Origin of the sequence: Luteibacter rhizovicinus DSM 16549, assembly GCF_001887595.1 — a bacterium.
Taxonomy (GTDB): Bacteria; Pseudomonadota; Gammaproteobacteria; order Xanthomonadales; family Rhodanobacteraceae; genus Luteibacter; species Luteibacter rhizovicinus.
This window is the reverse complement of the sequence record NZ_CP017480.1, coordinates 3,064,897-3,083,565: the sequence shown is the minus strand read 5'-3', so window position 1 is coordinate 3,083,565 and position 18,669 is coordinate 3,064,897. Positions and strand designations below refer to the sequence as shown.

General features: G+C 62.1%; 17 protein-coding genes. 13 read left to right on the top strand and 4 right to left on the bottom strand.

All coding sequences use genetic code 11. The features are described from left to right. Positions 1–227 precede the first annotated feature (227 nt). The 4 genes from alaS to BJI69_RS13980 form a co-directional block, all read right to left on the bottom strand. Entirely contained in the window at positions 228–2,861 is a 2,634-nt protein-coding gene (gene alaS, locus BJI69_RS13995) for an alanine--tRNA ligase (RefSeq protein ID WP_046966112.1), read from the bottom strand. Between the two features lie 71 nt (positions 2,862–2,932). Next, positions 2,933–3,439 (bottom strand): regulatory protein RecX, encoded by a 507-nt coding sequence (locus tag BJI69_RS13990; protein ID WP_046966113.1) that lies wholly within the window; start codon positions 3,437–3,439, stop codon positions 2,933–2,935. Next, entirely contained in the window at positions 3,426–4,466 is a 1,041-nt protein-coding gene (gene recA, locus BJI69_RS13985) for a recombinase RecA (RefSeq protein ID WP_046966154.1), read from the bottom strand. The genes BJI69_RS13990 and recA overlap by 14 nt, the downstream gene beginning before the upstream one ends. A 98-nt stretch (positions 4,467–4,564) precedes the next feature. Then, the gene (locus tag BJI69_RS13980; RefSeq protein ID WP_071924977.1) at positions 4,565–5,074 is read right to left on the bottom strand and encodes a CinA family protein; all 510 of its coding nucleotides are present in this window, start codon (positions 5,072–5,074) and stop codon (positions 4,565–4,567) included. Positions 5,075–6,107: 1,033 nt separating this feature from the next. On the opposite strand from BJI69_RS13980, the gene BJI69_RS22910 reads away from it, so the two are divergent. From BJI69_RS22910 to BJI69_RS23190, 13 genes are all read left to right on the top strand, one after another. Then, positions 6,108–6,656 (top strand): hypothetical protein, encoded by a 549-nt coding sequence (locus tag BJI69_RS22910; RefSeq protein ID WP_244465196.1) that lies wholly within the window; start codon positions 6,108–6,110, stop codon positions 6,654–6,656. Between the two features lie 22 nt (positions 6,657–6,678). Continuing rightward, positions 6,679–7,791, top strand: coding sequence for a VirB8 family type IV secretion system protein (locus BJI69_RS13970; protein ID WP_071924975.1), 1,113 nt, complete (start codon positions 6,679–6,681; stop codon positions 7,789–7,791). Further along, a complete protein-coding gene (locus tag BJI69_RS13965; RefSeq protein WP_078023195.1) occupies positions 7,792–8,607 on the top strand; it encodes a TrbG/VirB9 family P-type conjugative transfer protein in 816 nt (271 codons plus the stop codon). Further along, entirely contained in the window at positions 8,604–9,899 is a 1,296-nt protein-coding gene (locus tag BJI69_RS13960; RefSeq protein WP_046966115.1) for a TrbI/VirB10 family protein, read from the top strand. The genes BJI69_RS13965 and BJI69_RS13960 overlap by 4 nt, the downstream gene beginning before the upstream one ends. A 7-nt stretch (positions 9,900–9,906) precedes the next feature. Further along, complete coding sequence (gene virB11 / locus BJI69_RS13955; protein WP_046966116.1) at positions 9,907–10,947, top strand: P-type DNA transfer ATPase VirB11; 1,041 nt, start codon at positions 9,907–9,909, stop codon at positions 10,945–10,947. 59 nt (positions 10,948–11,006) lie between these two features. Next, entirely contained in the window at positions 11,007–12,098 is a 1,092-nt protein-coding gene (locus tag BJI69_RS23200) for a lytic transglycosylase domain-containing protein (RefSeq protein ID WP_425477382.1), read from the top strand. A gap of 145 nt (positions 12,099–12,243) precedes the next feature. After that, positions 12,244–12,690, top strand: coding sequence for a TrbC/VirB2 family protein (locus tag BJI69_RS13945; protein WP_071924974.1), 447 nt, complete (start codon positions 12,244–12,246; stop codon positions 12,688–12,690). Further along, positions 12,683–12,997: a VirB3 family type IV secretion system protein gene (locus tag BJI69_RS13940; protein WP_046966117.1), complete on the top strand. Its 315-nt coding sequence runs from the start codon at positions 12,683–12,685 to the stop codon at positions 12,995–12,997. Before BJI69_RS13945 ends, BJI69_RS13940 begins: the two co-directional genes overlap by 8 nt. 58 nt (positions 12,998–13,055) lie before the next feature. Further along, positions 13,056–15,515 (top strand): VirB4 family type IV secretion/conjugal transfer ATPase, encoded by a 2,460-nt coding sequence (locus BJI69_RS13935; RefSeq protein WP_046966118.1) that lies wholly within the window; start codon positions 13,056–13,058, stop codon positions 15,513–15,515. A 37-nt stretch (positions 15,516–15,552) separates the two neighbouring features. Continuing rightward, the gene (locus BJI69_RS13930) at positions 15,553–16,350 is read left to right on the top strand and encodes a hypothetical protein (protein WP_046966119.1); all 798 of its coding nucleotides are present in this window, start codon (positions 15,553–15,555) and stop codon (positions 16,348–16,350) included. 80 nt (positions 16,351–16,430) lie between these two features. After that, positions 16,431–17,519, top strand: a complete 1,089-nt coding sequence (locus tag BJI69_RS13925) for a TrbL/VirB6 family protein (protein ID WP_046966120.1) — start codon at positions 16,431–16,433, stop codon at positions 17,517–17,519. Continuing rightward, positions 17,516–18,022, top strand: a complete 507-nt coding sequence (locus tag BJI69_RS23195; RefSeq protein WP_071924973.1) for a DUF4189 domain-containing protein — start codon at positions 17,516–17,518, stop codon at positions 18,020–18,022. The genes BJI69_RS13925 and BJI69_RS23195 overlap by 4 nt, the downstream gene beginning before the upstream one ends. 126 nt (positions 18,023–18,148) lie before the next feature. After that, positions 18,149–18,652 carry a DUF4189 domain-containing protein gene (locus BJI69_RS23190; RefSeq protein ID WP_075019289.1) on the top strand — a complete coding sequence of 168 codons (504 nt, stop codon included), beginning with the start codon at positions 18,149–18,151 and terminating at the stop codon, positions 18,650–18,652. Positions 18,653–18,669: the final 17 nt, after the last annotated feature.

Below are 18,669 nucleotides of genomic sequence, written 5' to 3'. Positions count from 1 at the left end.
TGACGTTTCGACCATCGAAGGCCGAGCTGCCTTCCCCGGCTCTAGTTGTGTGTGTCGCTGACCAGCTGTCCTGCCTTTGTTTCGATCCAGCGGATCGGTGCCGAAGAATGCTTTCGGCATTCGGATCATACTAGCCGAGCCAAACCAGCGGGCGCAACGCACGACGGGCCAAAACGGCCGGTTGGATGCCTTTACGGCACCCTCCCGTTCACGCTGGCCGGTTTCGTTCAGTGCAGCCGGGACTCGATCCAGGCCGGGATCCCCGCAAGGATCTGCGGAAGCTCCGGCGAGTCCACGCCGCCGCCCTGTGCCATGTCCGGCCGACCGCCGCCCTTGCCGTCGATTCGCGACGCCACTTCGGCCACCAGGTCGCCGGCCTTCACGCGACCCAGCGCCGCACCGCCAACGCCCGCGACCAACGAAACACGGCCATCGAGCGCACCTGCGAGGATGATCGCGCAATCGCCGAGCTGTTGCTTGAGGACGTCTACGCTATCGCGCAGCGACTTGGCGTCGAGACCTTCAAGACGCGCGGCCACGATTTTGATACCCGCGACATCGACTGCCGAGGTCGCAAGATCCGCCGACGCCGAGCTGGCCGCCTTCGCCTTGAAGGATTCGATCTCGCGTTCGAGTTTCTTCTGCTTGTCGAACAGCTGACGAAGCTTTTCGACCACATCGTCGCCGCTGGCGGCCAGCAAGCCGGACACCTCGCCAAGCACGCGCTCTTCATCGGCAACGCGCGCCAGTGCGCCGGCACCGGTCACCGCTTCGATACGACGTACGCCGGCGGCTACGCCGGACTCCGAAACGATCTTGAACAGACCGATATCGCCCGTGCGCGACACATGCGTGCCGCCGCAAAGCTCGGTGGAGAAGTCGCCCATCTTCAGCACACGGACTTCGGCGCCGTACTTCTCGCCGAACAGTGCCATCGCGCCGAACTCGATCGCCTCGTCGTAGCCCATGTTGTGGACTTCGGCCTGGGCATTGTGGCGAACCTCATCGTTGACCATGCGCTCGATCAACTTGAGCTCGTCCGCAGTCATCGGCTTGAAGTGGGAGAAGTCGAAGCGCAGGCGTTCCGGCGCGACCAGCGAGCCCTTCTGCGACACGTGGTCGCCGAGCACCGTGCGCAGCGCGGCGTGCAGGAGATGCGTGGCGGAGTGATTGAGCACGGTGGCCTGGCGCTGCGACGCGTCCACGGTCGCCCCGACCACATCGCCCTTATTGAGAGGCGCCGAACCCTGCCAGCTGCCGAAGTGCGCGAAGAACGCACCACCGACCTTCTGCGTGTCCTGCACCGCGAGGGCGCCGGACGGATGACGGATCATGCCGGTATCCCCGACCTGCCCGCCCGACTCGGCATAAAACGGCGTGCGATCGAGCAGGAGGAAAGCCTCTTCCCCATCGGCAAGCTGGTCGACGGCCTTACCGTCGCGCACGATGGCGACGACCTTCGCGTCGGCCAGTTCGAGCGAGTCGTAACCGGTAAAGATCGTAGGCGCCACGGCGCTGGCCACGTCGGCCGGCAACTGGGCCTTGCTCCCGAAATTGCTCGCGGCGCGAGCACGTGCGCGCTGCTCGCCCATGGACTGCTCGAAGCCGTCCATGTCGACGCTCATGCCGCGCTCACGCGCGATATCCGCCGTGAGGTCGACCGGGAATCCGTACGTGTCGTAGAGCTTGAACGCGTCGGCGCCCGGAATGACCTGGCCCGACTTCGCAGCGATGTCATCGAACAGGCGCATGCCGTGCTCGAGCGTCTCGCCGAATCGGTCTTCCTCGGTCTTCAGCGCCTGCTCGACGAAGGCCTGCTTCTTCGCGATCTCCGGATAGGCTTCGCCCATCTCGGCAACCAGCGGCGCGACCATCTTCCAGAAGAAGTCGCCGCGGACGCCGAGCATCCAGCCGTGGCGCAGCGCGCGACGGATGATGCGACGGAGCACGTAGCCACGCCCCTCGTTCGACGGCAGTACGCCATCGACGATGAGGAACGAACAGGCGCGGATGTGATCGGCGATGACGCGCAGCGACTTGTTCGAGATGTCCGCCGTGCCGGTGAGGCGAGAAGCCTCGGCGATCAGGTGGGCGAACAGGTCGATCTCGTAGTTGGAATGCACGTGCTGGAGCACGGCAGCCAGGCGCTCCAGCCCCATGCCGGTATCGACGCAGGGTGCGGGAAGCGGCGACAGTGTGCCGTCCGGCGCACGGTCGAACTGCATGAACACGAGATTCCAGATCTCGATATAGCGATCGCCGTCCTCATCGGGAGAACCCGGGGGACCACCCGCGACATCGGGGCCGTGATCGAAGAAGATTTCCGTGCACGGGCCGCAAGGGCCGGTGTCGGCCATCTGCCAGAAGTTATCGGAAGCGAATGGGGCGCCCTTGTTGTCGCCGATGCGGACGATACGGTCCGCCGGTACGCCGACTTCCTTGTTCCAGATGTCGAAGGCCTCGTCGTCCGTGTGATACACGGTGACCCAGAGCCGTTCGGCGGGCAGTTTGTAAACCCCGGTGAGCAGTTCCCACGCGTAGCGGATGGCATCGCGCTTGAAATAGTCGCCGAACGACCAGTTGCCCAGCATCTCGAAGAAGGTGTGGTGGCGGGCCGTATAGCCCACGGCGTCGAGGTCGTTGTGCTTGCCGCCCGCGCGCAGGCAGCGCTGGACGTCGGCCGCACGAACGTAACCCGGCTTTTCGCTGCCGAGGAAGACGTTCTTGAAGGGAACCATGCCCGAGTTGGTAAACAACAGGGTGGGATCGTTCGACGGCACCAGCGATGCCGACGGCACGATGGTGTGGTCCTTGGAACGGAAGAATTCGAGGAAGGTCGAACGGATTTCGGCGGTTTTCATGAGCTATCGTGGCTTGGGCGCTGCGAGACATGTCGCGGAGACGCTCCGTCCAGAATCAAGGCTCACTGCCTTCAATCGTCGTCGGTGTCTTCCGCATCGGCGTGGGTTAGAACACGTACTGTGGCGGCGGCGAAGCCTCGACGCAAGAGGAATTGCGCCCGCCGCACCCGTTCCGCGGGGTCGGCCGACGGCAAACCGTAACGACGACGCAGCTGGCTGGCGGCCAGATCCTGCCAATCCACGTCGGCGGACTCGATCAGCTCGCGGATCACGGCGTCCGTGATGCCCTGGCTACGCAGTTCGGCGCGAATACGAGCCGGCCCGTAGCCCTGCCCGATCCGGCTCCGCATGAGCGACGCGGCGAAGCGGTCGTCATCCTGGTAACCCTGATCTCCGAGCCGGGCAACGGCATCGGTGGCCTCCTCACGAGCAAAGCCGCCGCGATCAAGCTTCTGCTTGAGTTCGCGGCGGGAGTGCTCGCGCCGGGCGAGCAGCCCGAGCGCCTTGTCGTACGCGGTACGGGTGGGGCGATCGGCCTTGCCGCCGCCCTCCCCCGTGCCTTTATCAGACTTCCTCAAGCTCGTCGGCCTCGGTCGAGGCTTCGGCCTTCGGACCTGCCTTGACCAGCAGGCGGGCACGCAGCTCGGCGTCGACTTCGTTGGCGATGGCCGGGTTGTCGCGCAGGAACTGGCGAACGTTCTCCTTGCCCTGGCCGATGCGGTCACCCTTGTAGCTGTACCAGGCGCCCGCCTTGTCGATCAGGTTCTCGCGCACGCCCAGCTCGATGATCTCGCCTTCGCGCGAGGTACCTTCGCCGTAGAGGATCTCGAATTCGGCCTGGCGGAACGGCGGCGCCACCTTGTTCTTGACGACCTTGACGCGGGTCTCCGAGCCGATGACTTCGTCGCCCTTCTTGACCGCGCCAATACGGCGGATGTCGAGACGGACCGAGGCGTAGAACTTCAGAGCGTTACCACCGGTGGTGGTTTCCGGGCTGCCGAACATCACGCCGATCTTCATGCGGATCTGGTTGATGAAGATGACCAGGCAGTTGGTCTTCTTGATGTTGGCGGTGAGCTTGCGCAGCGCCTGGCTCATCAGACGGGCGTGCAGACCGACGTGGGAGTCGCCCATTTCGCCTTCGATTTCCGCCTTCGGGGTCAGCGCGGCGACGGAATCGACCACGACCATGTCCACGGCGCCCGAGCGCACCAGCATGTCGGCGATCTCGAGAGCCTGCTCACCCGTATCCGGCTGGCTGACCAGGAGGTCGGCCACGTTCACGCCGAGCTTTTCGGCGTAGCTGGGGTCGAGGGCATGCTCGGCATCGACGAAGGCCGCCGTGCCGCCGGCGCGCTGGCAGGAGGCGATCGCCTGCAGGGTCAGCGTGGTCTTACCCGAGGATTCCGGACCGTAGATTTCGACGACGCGACCACGCGGCAGACCGCCGATACCGAGGGCGATGTCCAGGCCGAGCGAACCGGTCGACACCGTGTCGATCGCATCGTCGGCGCGATCGCCAAGACGCATGACGGCACCCTTGCCGAACTGCTTTTCAATCTGGCCGAGGGCACTCGCCAGCGCCTTGCGCTTATTGTCGTCCATCGTCATATCCGGGTCTCGTGTGTAGGTAGGTATCTTGCCCGACCGTGGTCTCAGGGACTGCGATCCGCAATCGCCAAGTGTGCCACAGGGGACCCAGCTCAGCCCCTGAGCTCGGAGGTCATTCCAGCAAGTGCGCGGGCCACCGTCTGTCGGCGAACTGCCTCGCGATCGCCCGAAAAGTGGAAGAGCTCGGCACGGGCATACCCACCCCGACGCTTCCAGCCAATCCATACCGTTCCCACCGGCTTGTCCGGCGTGCCGCCGGAAGGGCCCGCAATACCGGTAACCGCCACGGCCACGCCTGCGCCGTACCGGGCCAGGGCGCCGGAAACCATCTCGAGGACGGTCTCCTCGCTCACCGCGCCCGTCCGCTCGAGCGTGCGCGGGTTCACTCCCAGCAGGGACTCCTTGGCGCTGTAGCTATAAGTAACGACACCCGCCTCGAACCACGCCGAGCTACCGGCCAGGTCGGTCAGGGTCTTGGCGATCCAGCCACCGGTACACGACTCGGCCGTCGCCACCATGACCCGGCGCTCCTGGGCAGCAGTAGCGACGTCCTGAGCCAGCGCCATGAGGTCGGCGTCGGAGGGGATGGCTGGCGAATCCATGGGCGGGTCCTGTGGGGAAAGGGAGAGGTTCTACTCCCGGGGCTTGGCGATGTCGATGCAGAGGCGAGGAGCGGCAGCGATGATTTGAGAAAACTTCTATGGCTGTTGGCGTTGTTGCGACGGCTTGGCGCCGTTACCATGACACCTCATTGGTGGCACTATTTTGCCTCTCTTTGGTTGGCGTTATACGACGCCACGCCCCACCCTCGCCCTGCCTACATCGAGTACGCGGCTGAGCCCGCGCATCTCGGAGACAGGGCCCGCATCTCGCGACGAGCCACAACCACTCATCCGTTGCGGTTCATTCAGTCACCATTTCATCGATCGAGCTCGTCGCACACCGCATGACATTCGATGGTGATTCCCAACACGTTGAAAACATCGACGTGTAGCGCGTCTGACACCAAAAAATGGCAACTTGCGAAACAGGGAGGCAGAGCACGAATTGGTTTCAATGGCAACTTTCACGAGCTTTACACATTTGCGGCAATTGAGTGCGCCACTGCACAGTTGTGCAGTGACGTGCGTCCCGTCGGCGCGCGTTTCACGCATGTTACATGCCAGAAATGTGTGACAAGAGCCGCAAAAACACGCACATGCACCACTAGTCAGAAATTTCTTGTTGCGTTATGTTTACGGCGCAGACAGGGATCTGCAAAAGGGGTGGGGATACACAGTCGGTAAGACGCAACTATAGGTAGGCGATATCGTCATCGCTCCTGATGCGCGCGACCATTCTTCGCTGGCACGTTATGCAAGGGCGCTCTGCGCTCGTACAGGATGTTGTATGGATGATTTGCATGTCGCTCGGGGCCGGTTGGCCCGCCGTTCCAGTCTGTTCCAGGGATTTTGCTCAAGCCACGCCTATCGCGTGGTGGCACGCCGACAGATCGCTTGCCGATTCGCTCCCCCGGCTCGCGCACTTTTCCAATCCGTAGCGCCGTAAACGCTTTCCGGCTTCGCTTTCGGCGATGAGCCGCGGTGTCTGTTGCCTGCGTTTTTCCCTTTGCTTTCGATGACTTACGAGCCAAGCGTGAATAGAACCCTGAATCCCCTCGCCCTCGGCCTTGTCTCCGCACTCGCCATGCTCCTTTCCGCCTGCGGTACGCCGGCTGCCAAGGACTTCGGCGGTAGCTGGAAGCCGGTCAACAAGTACGACGACAAAGTGGTCGAGATTCCGCTTGCCCTGCCGTACACGTATTACGCAGCGCCGATGGACAGCACCCTGAAGACGATGCTGACCCGCTGGACGAAGGACACGGGGCTGAAGCTCCAATACCGTCTTCGTTCGGATTTCAGCCTCACGCGCGCGGCCTCCGGCATCCACACCACGGAACTGCGTGACGCCACGGCGCAGCTGAGCAAGATCTACGGCGCGCAAGGCGTCGCCGTCACGGTCAACGGCTCGGATCTCGTCGTCGAAGAAGTGAGCGCCAGCGTTGCGCCGGCACCTGTAGCACCGCCCGCTTCAGCAGCGGTGGTTGCACCGAGCGCTCCGGTCACGGCTTCCGTACCCGAACCCACACCTGCCGCCGCTCCCGCCAACGACGGACACGTCGTCGCGAACGCGGACGCCAAGTAAGCGACGACAGGACAGCTATCCGATGCTCAAGAAAAAGAACTCACCGAAGATCGACCAGGCCGTCGCGCAAAGCGTGAGCTTCGAAGTCACCGTTGCCGACCTCGCAAAGCGCAGCGAAAAGCGTGCGTGGATCGTCGCGGGCTGCTCGGTTGCCGTCTCGCTGATGCTCGGCGGCACCATCTTCTACATGATGCCGATGAAGGAAAAGGTCCCGTACCTCATCCTCGCCGATGCGTATTCCGGAACGAGTTCACTGTCCCGCCTCTCCGACGATGTGGTGAATCGCCAGATCACGTCTAGCGAAGCGGTCAACCGCAGTAACGTCGCGCACTTCGTACTCGCGCGTGAAGCGTATGACCTCGCGTTGACCAACCTGCGCGATTGGCCGACGGTCCTGACGATGGCGGCGCCTGATGTGGCGCAGGCGTACATGAACCTGCACGCCGCGAACAACGAACAGAGCCCCTACAAAATCTACGGCAAGTCGCGCGCGATTCGGGTAAAGATCCTCAGCCTTTCCCTGATCGGTGGCGAGAACGGCCAGACGCCGAAGGGTGCGACAGTTCGCTTCCAGCGCAACGTGTTCGACAAGGTGAACGGGTCGACCTATCCGCTCGACGCCAAGATCGCCACGATCTCCTTCACGTACAAACCCAACCTGCGCATGGATGACCAGAACCGGATCGAGAATCCGCTGGGCTTCCAGGTGACGGGCTACCGTGTCGATAACGACTACGGCTCGCCGCCGCCTGCCGAGTCGACGGATCCGAATGCAGCGGCCAACGCCGCAGCGATGAATGCCGCCGCACCCGCCCAGGGTGGCGTCCCCGTCCAGGGTGGTGCGCCCGGCGCGCCCACCATGCAGGTACCGGGCGCTCCCGGTGTCGCACCTGCTCAGCAACCAGGGGTGCCCACCGGCTACGCGCCGCAGGCACCCGCCGCAGTGCCCGGCCAGGTACCGCAGGCCCAGGCCATTCCGCTCCAGCAGTCGGTCGGTATTCCACCCTCGCCCATTCCCTCAGAGGGGGGCTACGCCACGCAGCCACAGGCTGCAGCGCCGGCCGCTCCGTATCCGCAAGCCGCACCGCCCGCGGCCCGTCCCGTGACCCGCGCCGCCAATGGAGGGCGCCGTTAAATGAACCGTTCCAGCAAGCTGAGACTGGCCTGCAGTCTGGGACTCGCCCTATCGGGTGTCCTGACCGTGGCCTCCGCGGAAACCAATCCGACCACCACGCCCGCACCGTCCGCCACGGGAACGGCGATCGCCGTACAGCCCTACGAGTACCAGCCCGACCGGATCTACACGGTACGGACAGGCCTCGGCATCACCACACAGATCGAGCTCAGCCCCAACGAGAAGATCCTCGACTACAGCACGGGCTTCAGCAGCGGCTGGGATCTCACGCGTCGCGACAACGTCTTCTACGTCAAGCCGAAGAACGTCGACGTCGACACCAACATGATGATCCGCACGGCTACTCACTCCTACATCCTGGAGTTGAAGGTCGTCGCGACGGACTGGAAAACGCTCGACCAGGCCCGTCGCGCCGGCGTGCAGTACAAGGTCACCTTCACCTACCCCGCCGACACGAGCTTCATGAGCGAGTCGAAGAAGGTAGAGGAAACCCCCGAGCTCGATACGGACCTCGTGAAGGGCCGTGACTACAACTTCGATTACGACTTTTCCAAGTCGCGCAAAGTCGCTCCGTGGCTCGTGCCGATCAACGTCTATGACGACGGCCGCTTCACGTACATCAAGATGCCGGATCTCAAGCAGTTCCCGACAGGTAACTTCCCGACGATCTACATGCGCGAGAAAGAACACGGAGAAGACTCGGTAGTGAACACCACGGTCGAAGGCAACACGATCGTGGTCCATGGCACCTACAACTACCTGGTTATTCGTCACGACGACAATGTCGTGGGCCTGCGAAGGAACACAAAGAAGTGAGCCCGAACAATCCCTATCAGCCGGACGACGAGTCCAACGGCAGCAACCACGTTCCGCCGCCGGGTGACCGACATGGCGGCGAGCGTGATCCGCTGGCCAGCAATCCGTATTCGACCCAGCAACGTCAGGCGCCGCAGCCCGATCTGGACGGTGGCGCGCCGCACCTGACTACGAACGATATGCGCCGCATGAACCGCAGCGCGCTCGGCTTGCTTGCCGGTATCGTCGTGCTTCTCGTGGTCGTTGCTTTCTGGCTTTTCCATAGCTCCGGCTCGAATGACAAGCCGGCCAACAAGCCGCGCGAAGAGACCGTTTCGGTTCCTGACGCACCTACGAGCCCGTTCGCGCCCCAGCAGACGGCACCTGATCCACATGCCATTACACTCGCCCCACAATTGCCTCCCCCGACTCAGGAAGCGCCACCGATTCCGATGCAGCCGGTCGTCGCCGGCCCGCACGTGCCCTCATTGCTCGAGCGCAGGATTGCTGCGGCGAACGGCAATGGCGGCAGCGTACAGGGGATGGGCGACGGCGCTGCGCAATCCACATTCTCCCCGCCTTCCGGCGGTCGTGGCCCCGGCGGTACGGCATTGGGCGCTGGCTTCCCCGGGATGCCGGGCGCCGGTGGCGGCGCAAACGCCTTGACCAATTCCGCCTACTCGGCCAAGGATCTGCCTGACGTCTCGAGCGCTACTCCTCTGCAGCATCCAGACACGTTGATGCTCCGCGGCACGTTCATCCGCTGCGTACTCGAGACCCGGATCATCACGGATATCCCAGGGTTCACCTCCTGCGTGGTGACCGAGCCGGTTTACTCGTTCACCGGCAAGCGCCTGCTGCTGCCAAAGGGCTCGAAGGTCATGGGCAAGTACGAGATGGAACCGAACGGTCCGCGCGTCGCCGTCATCTGGGATCGCATCGTCACGCCGACCGGTATCGACGTGAACATGGCGAGCCCGGGTATCGACACCCTGGGCGGTGCAGGCCACCCGGGTCACTACAACGCGCATTGGGGTAGCCGCATCGGTGCCGCCATGCTGATCAGCCTGCTCAGCGATGCCTTCAAGTACGAGGCCGCCGAGCACGGCCCGCGCCAGACGGAAATCAGCAACGGCGTCGTGACGCAGAGCCCGTTCGAAAGCAACACAGCCGACACCGTACAGCAGCTCGCCAACCAGGCTGTCCAGCGTCAGGCGAACCGCCCGGCGACGGTCACGATCAACCAGGGCACCGTGTTGGCGATCTACGTTGCCAAGGACGTCGATTTCACCGGCGTCGTGGCGAGGTACTGAGGCGACTATGGACGACGGCGCGCTCGCATCGATCGGCAACGATTTCCTGGACTACCAGTACGAAGTACTGGGGGTGAAGGACTTCCTCGCCTCGTCGGATGTCACTGAAATCTGCATCAACCGTCCCGGCGAACTTTATCTCGAACGCCGGGGTGGCTGGCAGCGCGTGGAAGTGCCGTCACTGACCTTCGAGCGTGCGCGCCAGTTCTGTACCGCGGTCGTCAATGAAAGCAATACGGGTCAGCGCATCACGGATACCGATCCCGTGGTGTCGTTGACCTTCCCCACCGGACAGCGCGCTCAGTTCGTCATACCCCCGGCTTGCGAAGCCGGCCGCGTGTCGATCACGATTCGCCTCCCGTCGAAGGAGACACGCACCCTCGCGCAGTACAGCGAGGATGGTTTCTTCAACGAAATCCTCGAAGGCGCTAACACGATCAGCCAGGCCGACCAGGAACTGCTCGGACTGCGCGCCGAACGCCGCTACGCGGATTTCTTCCGCCACGCGGTGCTGAACAAGAAGAACATCGTCGTCTCCGGCGCAACCGGTAGCGGCAAGACCACCTTCATGAAGTCGCTCGTGCATCACATTCCCGATGACGAACGCCTGGTCACGATCGAGGATGCGCGCGAACTGTTCATCGATCAGCCCAATGTCGTGCACCTGATCTACTCCAAAGGCGGGCAAAGCGCCGCCAATGTCACCGCCAAGAGCTGCATGGAAGCCTGCCTGCGCATGAAGCCGGACAGGATCATCCTGGCCGAGCTACGTGGCGATGAGTCGTTTTACTTCATCCGAAATTGCGCATCGGGCCACCCCGGGTCGATCACAAGCTGCCATGCAGGCAGCGTCGAACAGACCTGGGATCAGCTGGCCTTGATGGTGAAGGCGTCCACGGAAGGTGCGGGCCTGGAATTCGCGACCATCAAACGACTACTGATGCTGACGATCGACATCGTCGTTCACATCAAGGCACACGGGGGCCGGCGCTATATCACCGGCATCGATTTCAACCCCGCTCGCGCTTTAGGCGCAGACGGGGGGTAACGCTTAAACACATCGGTCATCAAACAGGAGCTTCAAGGGTGGTACCAGGAATGGAAATGATGGGTTGTCAGAACCTTGCCGTACCGGCCGAGGTGATGCAGCACGTCGTCAATGTGGAGTCGAGTCGCAACCCATACGCCATCGGCGTGGTGGGCGGTCAGCTCGTGCGCCAGCCGCAGAACCTTCCTGAAGCCGTCGCCACCGTTCGCATGCTCGAGAAGAATGGCTACAACTATTCCCTGGGCGTGGCGCAGGTGAACCGAGCCAATCTCGGCAAGTACGGACTCGACACGTTCGAGAAGGCGTTCGAGTACTGCCCCAACCTGAGTGCCGGCTCGCAGATTCTCGCCCAGTGCTACGCCAGCGCCGGCAAGGACTGGGGCAAGGCATTCAGCTGCTACTACTCCGGCAATTTCACCACCGGCTACCAGGACGGCTACGTGCAGCGCGTCTTCAACTCGATGGCTAAGAGCGGCATGATCGCCGGCGCCCAGGCGATTCCCCTGCAGGCGGCGAAGGTTCCCGTGCGGGTCGTGAGCGTCGGCAATGGCGTCACCGGCATCACCACGGACGGGCCCGCTTACCGCGTAGCGATGCGTCGGGTCGTCGATGCCGCCACCGCCTCGGTCGTCGGACCTGCCGTTGCGTCGGGCACAGGGACTGGCACGCAAGGCACTGGAACGCCGGTCACCGCCGCGCTGGCGCGATCGCAAATGCTTGCCCAAGTACAGAGCCTGCCCACGCAGACCCTGCCTGCCGGTGTCGTTCCGGTCACCAACCCGGCGTTGACGCCCATGCCGGAGGCGCCTCTCGGACCGATCCGGACGGACCCGGCCACGGCCGCGGCGATGTCCCAGGTCGGCGCTCGCCTTCCGCAGATCGACCTCACGGCGCAGCCCGGCCGGATTCGTACCGATCCCACAACGGCCGCCGTCATGTCGCAGATCGGCGTGTCGGCCAACGCCACGGGAAGTGCGCCTGCAGAAACCCAGCAGCCAGCTGGCGATCCCAACATTTTCGTCCCCCAAGTCCGAGGCCCACGCGATGCGGCGCCGACACAGGGGACCGCTACACCAGCTGTGCAGCCTGGCCCGCGCCAGGACCCCGCCGATCTACGCAATGGAGGCAGCGATGGCGCCTTCGTCTTTTGACCTCATGCCACCCCTACCCGTGACGGAGTCCCTGCCTCGTCACGTCGGCCCTCGGGCCACCGCAACCCGGGTCCGCCACGCGGCCCCGTCCTTCGCCCGGCGGCATTCCGCCGTCAATGTCTGAACTGTAAAGAGGAACCTCGTGATGGCCCTGCCCTCCCTGTCCAAGGCGTTTGCCACGTCCAAGAAGCCGCTGATGAACGCCATCGGCACGTTCGCCCTCGTGGCCGCCCTGATGATCCCGAGCCTCGCGCTCGCGCAGGTCGGCGAAACGGGCACGAAAGTGTGCGGTTTCTTCCAGGACATCAACTCGCTGCTCAACGCCGCCTCCATCGTCGTCGTGACGATTGCGGTGATCTTCTCCGGCTACGGTATCGCGTTCGCGCACAAGCGCATTGCCGACGTGGCTCCGGCCCTCATCGGTGGCGTGATGATCGGCGCCGCGGCGCAGGTCGCCAAGATGGTCGTCGGTGGTAACGGCAGCGGCAGCGGTGCCTCGGCCTGCACCCAGAGCAGCGGCGGCAGCAGCACCGCGTCGTTCATGATCGACGCGATCAACGTGGCGATGCACTTCATGCATTTCCATGCATAAGAACGCGCTATTTCGCGGCTGCACCCGCCCGCCCATGTTCATGGGCGTGCCCTACATCCCATTCTTCATGGGGACGGGCACGGGTCTGTTGTTGGCGATGTACTTCAACTTCTGGTTCCTGCTGCTCATTCCCGTCTCTGTCTTCGTGATGCGCCAGATGGCACGTCGCGACGAAATGATCTTCCGGCTGCTCGCGCTTCGCCTGAGGTTCAAGACACTGGTGCGGAACGTGCCCGAACACGACGGAATGTGGGTATTCACGCCGAACAACTATCGCGACGCGTCCAAGGAAAAGAAACGCAAGTAAGGACAGCCGCCCTGGCACACCGTGCCAGGGCCTTCCCGTTCACCCGGTACCGATGACCATGTTCACTCCAGACGCTCCGATTTCGACACACATCGCCCTGTCCTCCCACGTTTCGCCCTCGGTGGTGAAGACCCGGGGTGGCGACTTCCTGTTGACCTGGCGTCTCGGGGGGCTGCCGTTCGTCGGCCGCGAAGAGTGGGAGCTGGAACACCGTCACAACAGCTTCAATCGCATGCTGCAGACGCTGCGTGCGCCGGACTACACCAACGTGGCGTTCTGGGTGCACGACATCCGTCGACGCCGCGGCATCCGCAACAAGTCCAAATTCGGCGAGGCGTTCAACCAGACGTTGTCTGACGCCTACTATGAAGCGCTCTCCACGCAGAAGTTGATGCAGAACGAGCTTTACCTGACGATGATTTATCGCCCGATCGTTCAGGGCAAGGCGTTCGCTGAGAAGAGCGCCGATGTTAGCCGGCTCGAGGCCGAACAGGCCCAGGCGATCACCCAGGTGCTCGAACTCGCAGGCAACATCGAGGCTGTGCTCAAGGACTATGCGCCGACGCGCCTTGGCATGTACGAAGCTTCCAACGGCATCGTCTTCTCCGAAGTGCTCGAGCTGTTCGGGTTCATCCTCAACCGTATCGACGAGCCGGTGCCGGTCCTCAAGGCACCCGTCTACGATTACCTGCCCGTGAGTCGCCAGCGCTTCTCCGCGAAGACGGGCGACTTCGTGCTGACGACGCCCAACAGCGTCAACCATTTCGGTGCGATCCTCAACCTCAAGGAATACGTGGATGCCACCTACCCCGGCATCCTCAACGGCCTGAAGTTCCTCGATTTCGAATACGTCGTCACCCACTCATTTACGCCCATGGGCCGTCAGGACGCGCTGAAGGCGCTGGACCGCACCAAAGGCATGATGGTCTCGTCCGGTGACAAGGCCGTCAGCCAGATCATCGAGCTCGATCACGCCATGGATCAGCTGGCATCGGGCAACTTCGTGCTGGGTGAGTACCACTTCACCATCGCGATCTACGCACCGACCCAGGAAGCGCTGTCCCAGCAGATCGCCACCACGCGTGCCGAACTGTCGAACGCGGGCTTCGTCACGGTGAAGGAAGATCTCGCCGTCACCTCGGCCTTCTACGCGCAGTTCCCTGGCAACTGGAAGTACCGCACCCGACTGGCGAACGTCAGCTCGCTGAACTTCCTCGGCCTGTCGCCGCTGCACAACTTCGCCACGGGCAAGAAAGACCAGAACCCCTGGGGCGATTGCGTCACTACCCTGCAGACCACGAACGGCCAGCCCTACTACTTCAACTTCCACGCCACTCACCCCGCCGAGAACTCGCTGGGTGAGAAGGCAATCGCCAACACCATGGTCATCGGTAAATCCGGTACCGGTAAGACGGCACTGATCAACTTCCTGCTCAGCCAGGTGCAGAAGCTCGACCCGGCGCCGACCATCTTCTTCTTCGACAAGGATCGTGGCGCCGAGATCTTCGTGCGCGCATGCGGCGGCAACTATCTTGCGCTCGAGAACGGCAAGCCCACCGGGTTCAATCCCTTCCAGTGCGAGCGCAACGAAGAGAACGTGCAGTTCCTTGGCAACCTGATCAAGGTACTGGCCGGCAAGAGCGTCTACAGCTCGCGCGAGGAAGAAGACATCTTCCGCGCCGTGGAAAGCATGCTCGACACGCCGATGCACCTGCGCAACATGACCAACTTCCAGAAGAGCCTGCCGAACCTCGGAGACGACGGCATCTTCATCCGCATGCGCAAGTGGACTGCCGGCAACGCGCTGGGTTGGGTGTTCGACAATCCTCGCGACACCGTCGACCTCAGCAAGGCCAACATCATCGGCTTCGACTACACGGACATCATCGACAACCCCGAAGTCCGCGCCCCGGTCATCAACTACCTCCTGCACCGCCTGGAGGAGCTGATCGACGGTCGTCGCCTGATCTACGTGATGGACGAGTTCTGGAAGATCCTCGACGGCAAGGGTGGCTTGAAGGAGTTCGCGAAGAACAAGCAGAAGACCATCCGTAAGCAGAACGGCATGGGCATCTTCGCGACGCAGAGCCCGGAAGACGCACTGGCCAGCGACATCGCTTCCGCGTTGGTAGAACAGACCGCGACCATGATCCTGCTGCCCAACCCCAACGCCAGCCGCGAGGACTACGTGGATGGCCTGAAGCTGACCGACGCGGAATACAACGTGGTGGTCAGCCTCGACGAGCGCTCGCGGTGCTTCCTGGTCAAGCAGGGCCACGGTTCGGCCGTCTGCCAGCTCAACCTGCGCGGCATGGATGACGCCCTGGCGGTGATCTCCGCCTCGACAGACAACATCGAGATCATGCACGAGGTGCTGCAGGTGCGCGCCGAGGCGGAAGGCGTACCTGCAGACGCACTGCGCCCGGAGCAATGGCTGGAGTTGTTCTATGAAAGTCGCAAGGGCAGCGGAAAGGGCCCAACACGACCGTCACCAAGTTCGTCCAAGCGTGCTGCGTAATCACCCCTGCGAATACATTGAATACGGAACACACACCATGAATGCGATGACATCGCTGCGGAAGTCCCTGGCACGGCGCCTCCCTCAAATGCTGCTCACCGCTGCCCTCACTGCTGCCGCGGGCGGATATGCCGAGCAGGCCCGTGCACAGTGGCTCGTCGAGGACGTCACCGCGGTGACAAACGCGGCAAGCGAGTACGGATTGCAGGCAAGTCGGTGGGTACAGACGGCGCAACAGTACGCTGACACGATCGCGCATTACACGTCGGAAGTCGCCTACTGGCAAAGCGTCTATTCGAAGCTTTCCACGTTCAATCTCCAGCTTTTTGCTGTGACCAATCAGTTCAAGCCGATCGCCGCCGACTACGGTGTCGCGGACGAATGCCCTGGTGTCAGTGGCGGTTTGGCTGGCGACATTACGAGCGCGCTTTCGTCGTTCCTTCCGAACATGGGTGGCGACGTCATCAAACAGCAGCAGCAGCTGTGCCAGATGATCGTCATGACAAAGAATCGAAAGTACAACACCACTGTCGACTATCTTCTTTACATCTCGCTGCAAAGTCAGAATTTATTGAACATGCAGAATCAGCGCATCGCTGAAGTCGGATCCTCGCCCGGAAACCTTTCATCGAATAACGCTGAAGTCACCCGTTACGGCTCCAATCTCGCTACAGCGCGCGAGCACTGGGAGTCAGACATGAAGCAGTCCGACATGCAGATCGAAATGCTGATGAAAATGCAATCCACGCTTTCGCGCCGCGCGATGAACGGGCAGCCGAGCGCATTGGGAACGCTGGTCAATGTGGCTGCCCTGAAAGCAGCGTTCACGAAGTAACAATGAATCATGGAGTGGCTCCCGATGGGAGCCTCGCTTTGCGGCAAGGTCACCCTGCCCGGCACTGGAATTAGGCACACATGCCAAATATTGCGGATTACGTTTACTACCGTCTCGTCTACGACTACCTCAACGACCAGATAGCCGAATTCGGCATGGACCTCATGAAGCGGATGATGACGTGGGCGAGCGCCATCGCGCTGACCCTGGTCACGCTGTGGATCATCGTTCAGGGCTTTCGTATTGCCACCGGCCGTTCTCGCGAATCGCTGATGGAAGTGGTCATCAACATGGGCCGCATTGTGGTCGTGGTGGCAGCGGCTACCACGATGGCACTCGCCGGGCGCGACCTGCATACGTTCCTGACCACCGACCTCGATATGGAGATCCACGAGCTGTTCACCGGTAACGCCAATCAGACGACAGCGGACTCCATTGACCAGAACCTCGCCTATACGCAGCTGGCACTCAGTACGATCAACTCCGTTCAAGTGGTGCCCGGCGATGCTGAAATGCAGGTCGCCAAGGACCGCTCAACCTGGATAGCCACCTTCGGCACCGCCAGTCCGCCGATGACTGCAGGCGCCATGCTTCTGCTCTATCAGTTCGCTATTGCTCTGTTCATCGGCCTTGGACCACTCTTCATCCTGTGCCTGATATTCGAACAGACAAAGGATCTCTTCAAGCGATGGCTCATGTATGGCGTTGGCACGATTTTCTCGATGGCTCTACTCAGCGTGGTTGCGAGCATGGTGCTCGGCCTCACCATACGAGTGAGTGCCGCTCTCTGGGGCGCGAAAATCATCAATTCGATCATGGGCAATAGCACCGAAGGCCTCACCAGCGTCGCCATGCAGCAAGGCGGTATCGGCCTGCTGCTTTCGATCCTCGTCGTCTCGGTGCCGCCAATGGCCGCGATGTTCTTCCAGGGCACGCTGGGTAATGCGCTCACCTATTCCGTGTTCCAGGGTGCTGGTAGCAGGCCTGGGCCGCAGGGGCAGCCGGCCGGGTCTTGGAGTGAGCGGTCTCTGCCGCCTCCCGACCAGCAACATAGCAGGCAACAGCCCACGCATGACGCGCTCGGCGGATTTGCAAACCGTGTATCTATCCCGCAGGGTCCTGCACAACAAGAATCCGTCAAACAAGGTGCGCCCAGGTATACGCCATGAAAAGAAGCGTGATATCGATACTCGTCCTAATTCTTCTGACCTGCGGGAGCGTCGGTCATGCCGAGGGTGGTTGCCCGCCCGGGCAGTACCCACAACAAGGACAGGGCTGGCAGACCTGCGTACCAATTCCAACATCAGACGGTGCGGCCAGCGGATCCCAGCCGGTACACGTTCCATCGAAATGGCTCGAACAGTGGCAAGCAATTGCGACTGATACCACGAAAGGAATCATGGGAACTTCGACCGATAAAGTGAGTTGGTCCGCTGCCGAAGCCGCTGCTATCGCAGACTGTCAGTCCAAAGGAGGCGCCAGTTGCAAGGTAGAGATTTCGTACGCAAATGGCTGCGTCGCGATGGTTTTCGGTGACTCTTACAAGAACTCTAAAGGTGGCCCAAACGAGGCGGAGGCGGAGAAGCGAGCGATGGACCAATGCAACACAGAGGACAAGAACTGCCATGTTTATTATTCCGCCTGCAGCCTGCCCATCGAAGTCCCGCGTTGATCCCTACGCAAGAGGCAACTAGTAACCTTGTGACTTTTTCGGGAGCCGAAACGGATAGGAATCCACTGCCTGAGCCATGACATATAACGAGGTTATCCTTATGCGGAAAGTGCTTGGGTACACGCAGTGAGGCAATACGCCGCCCTAGTCGCTTTCCTTTGTGTCTGCTGGGCAATCCCAGCACGGTCCGAAGGAGGCTGCCCGCCGGGGCGGTATCCACAGCAAGGACAAGGCTGGCAGACATGCGTCCCCATTCCGGCTCCCGGCAGCGGCGGCAGACTAGCGGAAGTGCCACATGTACCTTCCAAGTGGTTATCGCAATGGCAGGCAATTGCAACGGACACGTCGAAGGGCGCGCTGGGCACTGCGTTAGACAAGCTAACCGGGCCAGTCGCAGAATCTGCTGCGCTTTCGGACTGCAGAGTGAAGGGAGGATTGAACTGCCGAATTGAGATTTCTTACGCAAACGGCTGCGTCGCTATGGTAGTTGGCGATACGCGATTGAACGTGCGCGCTTCCCCATCAAAGGACGAAGCCAGAAATCTCGCAATGTCTCAGTGCCAGTCGAATGACACGGGCTGCCACGTCTACTACGAGGCATGCAGCCTGCCGATTGAAGTTCCAGAATGAAACAAAGAAGAATCAAC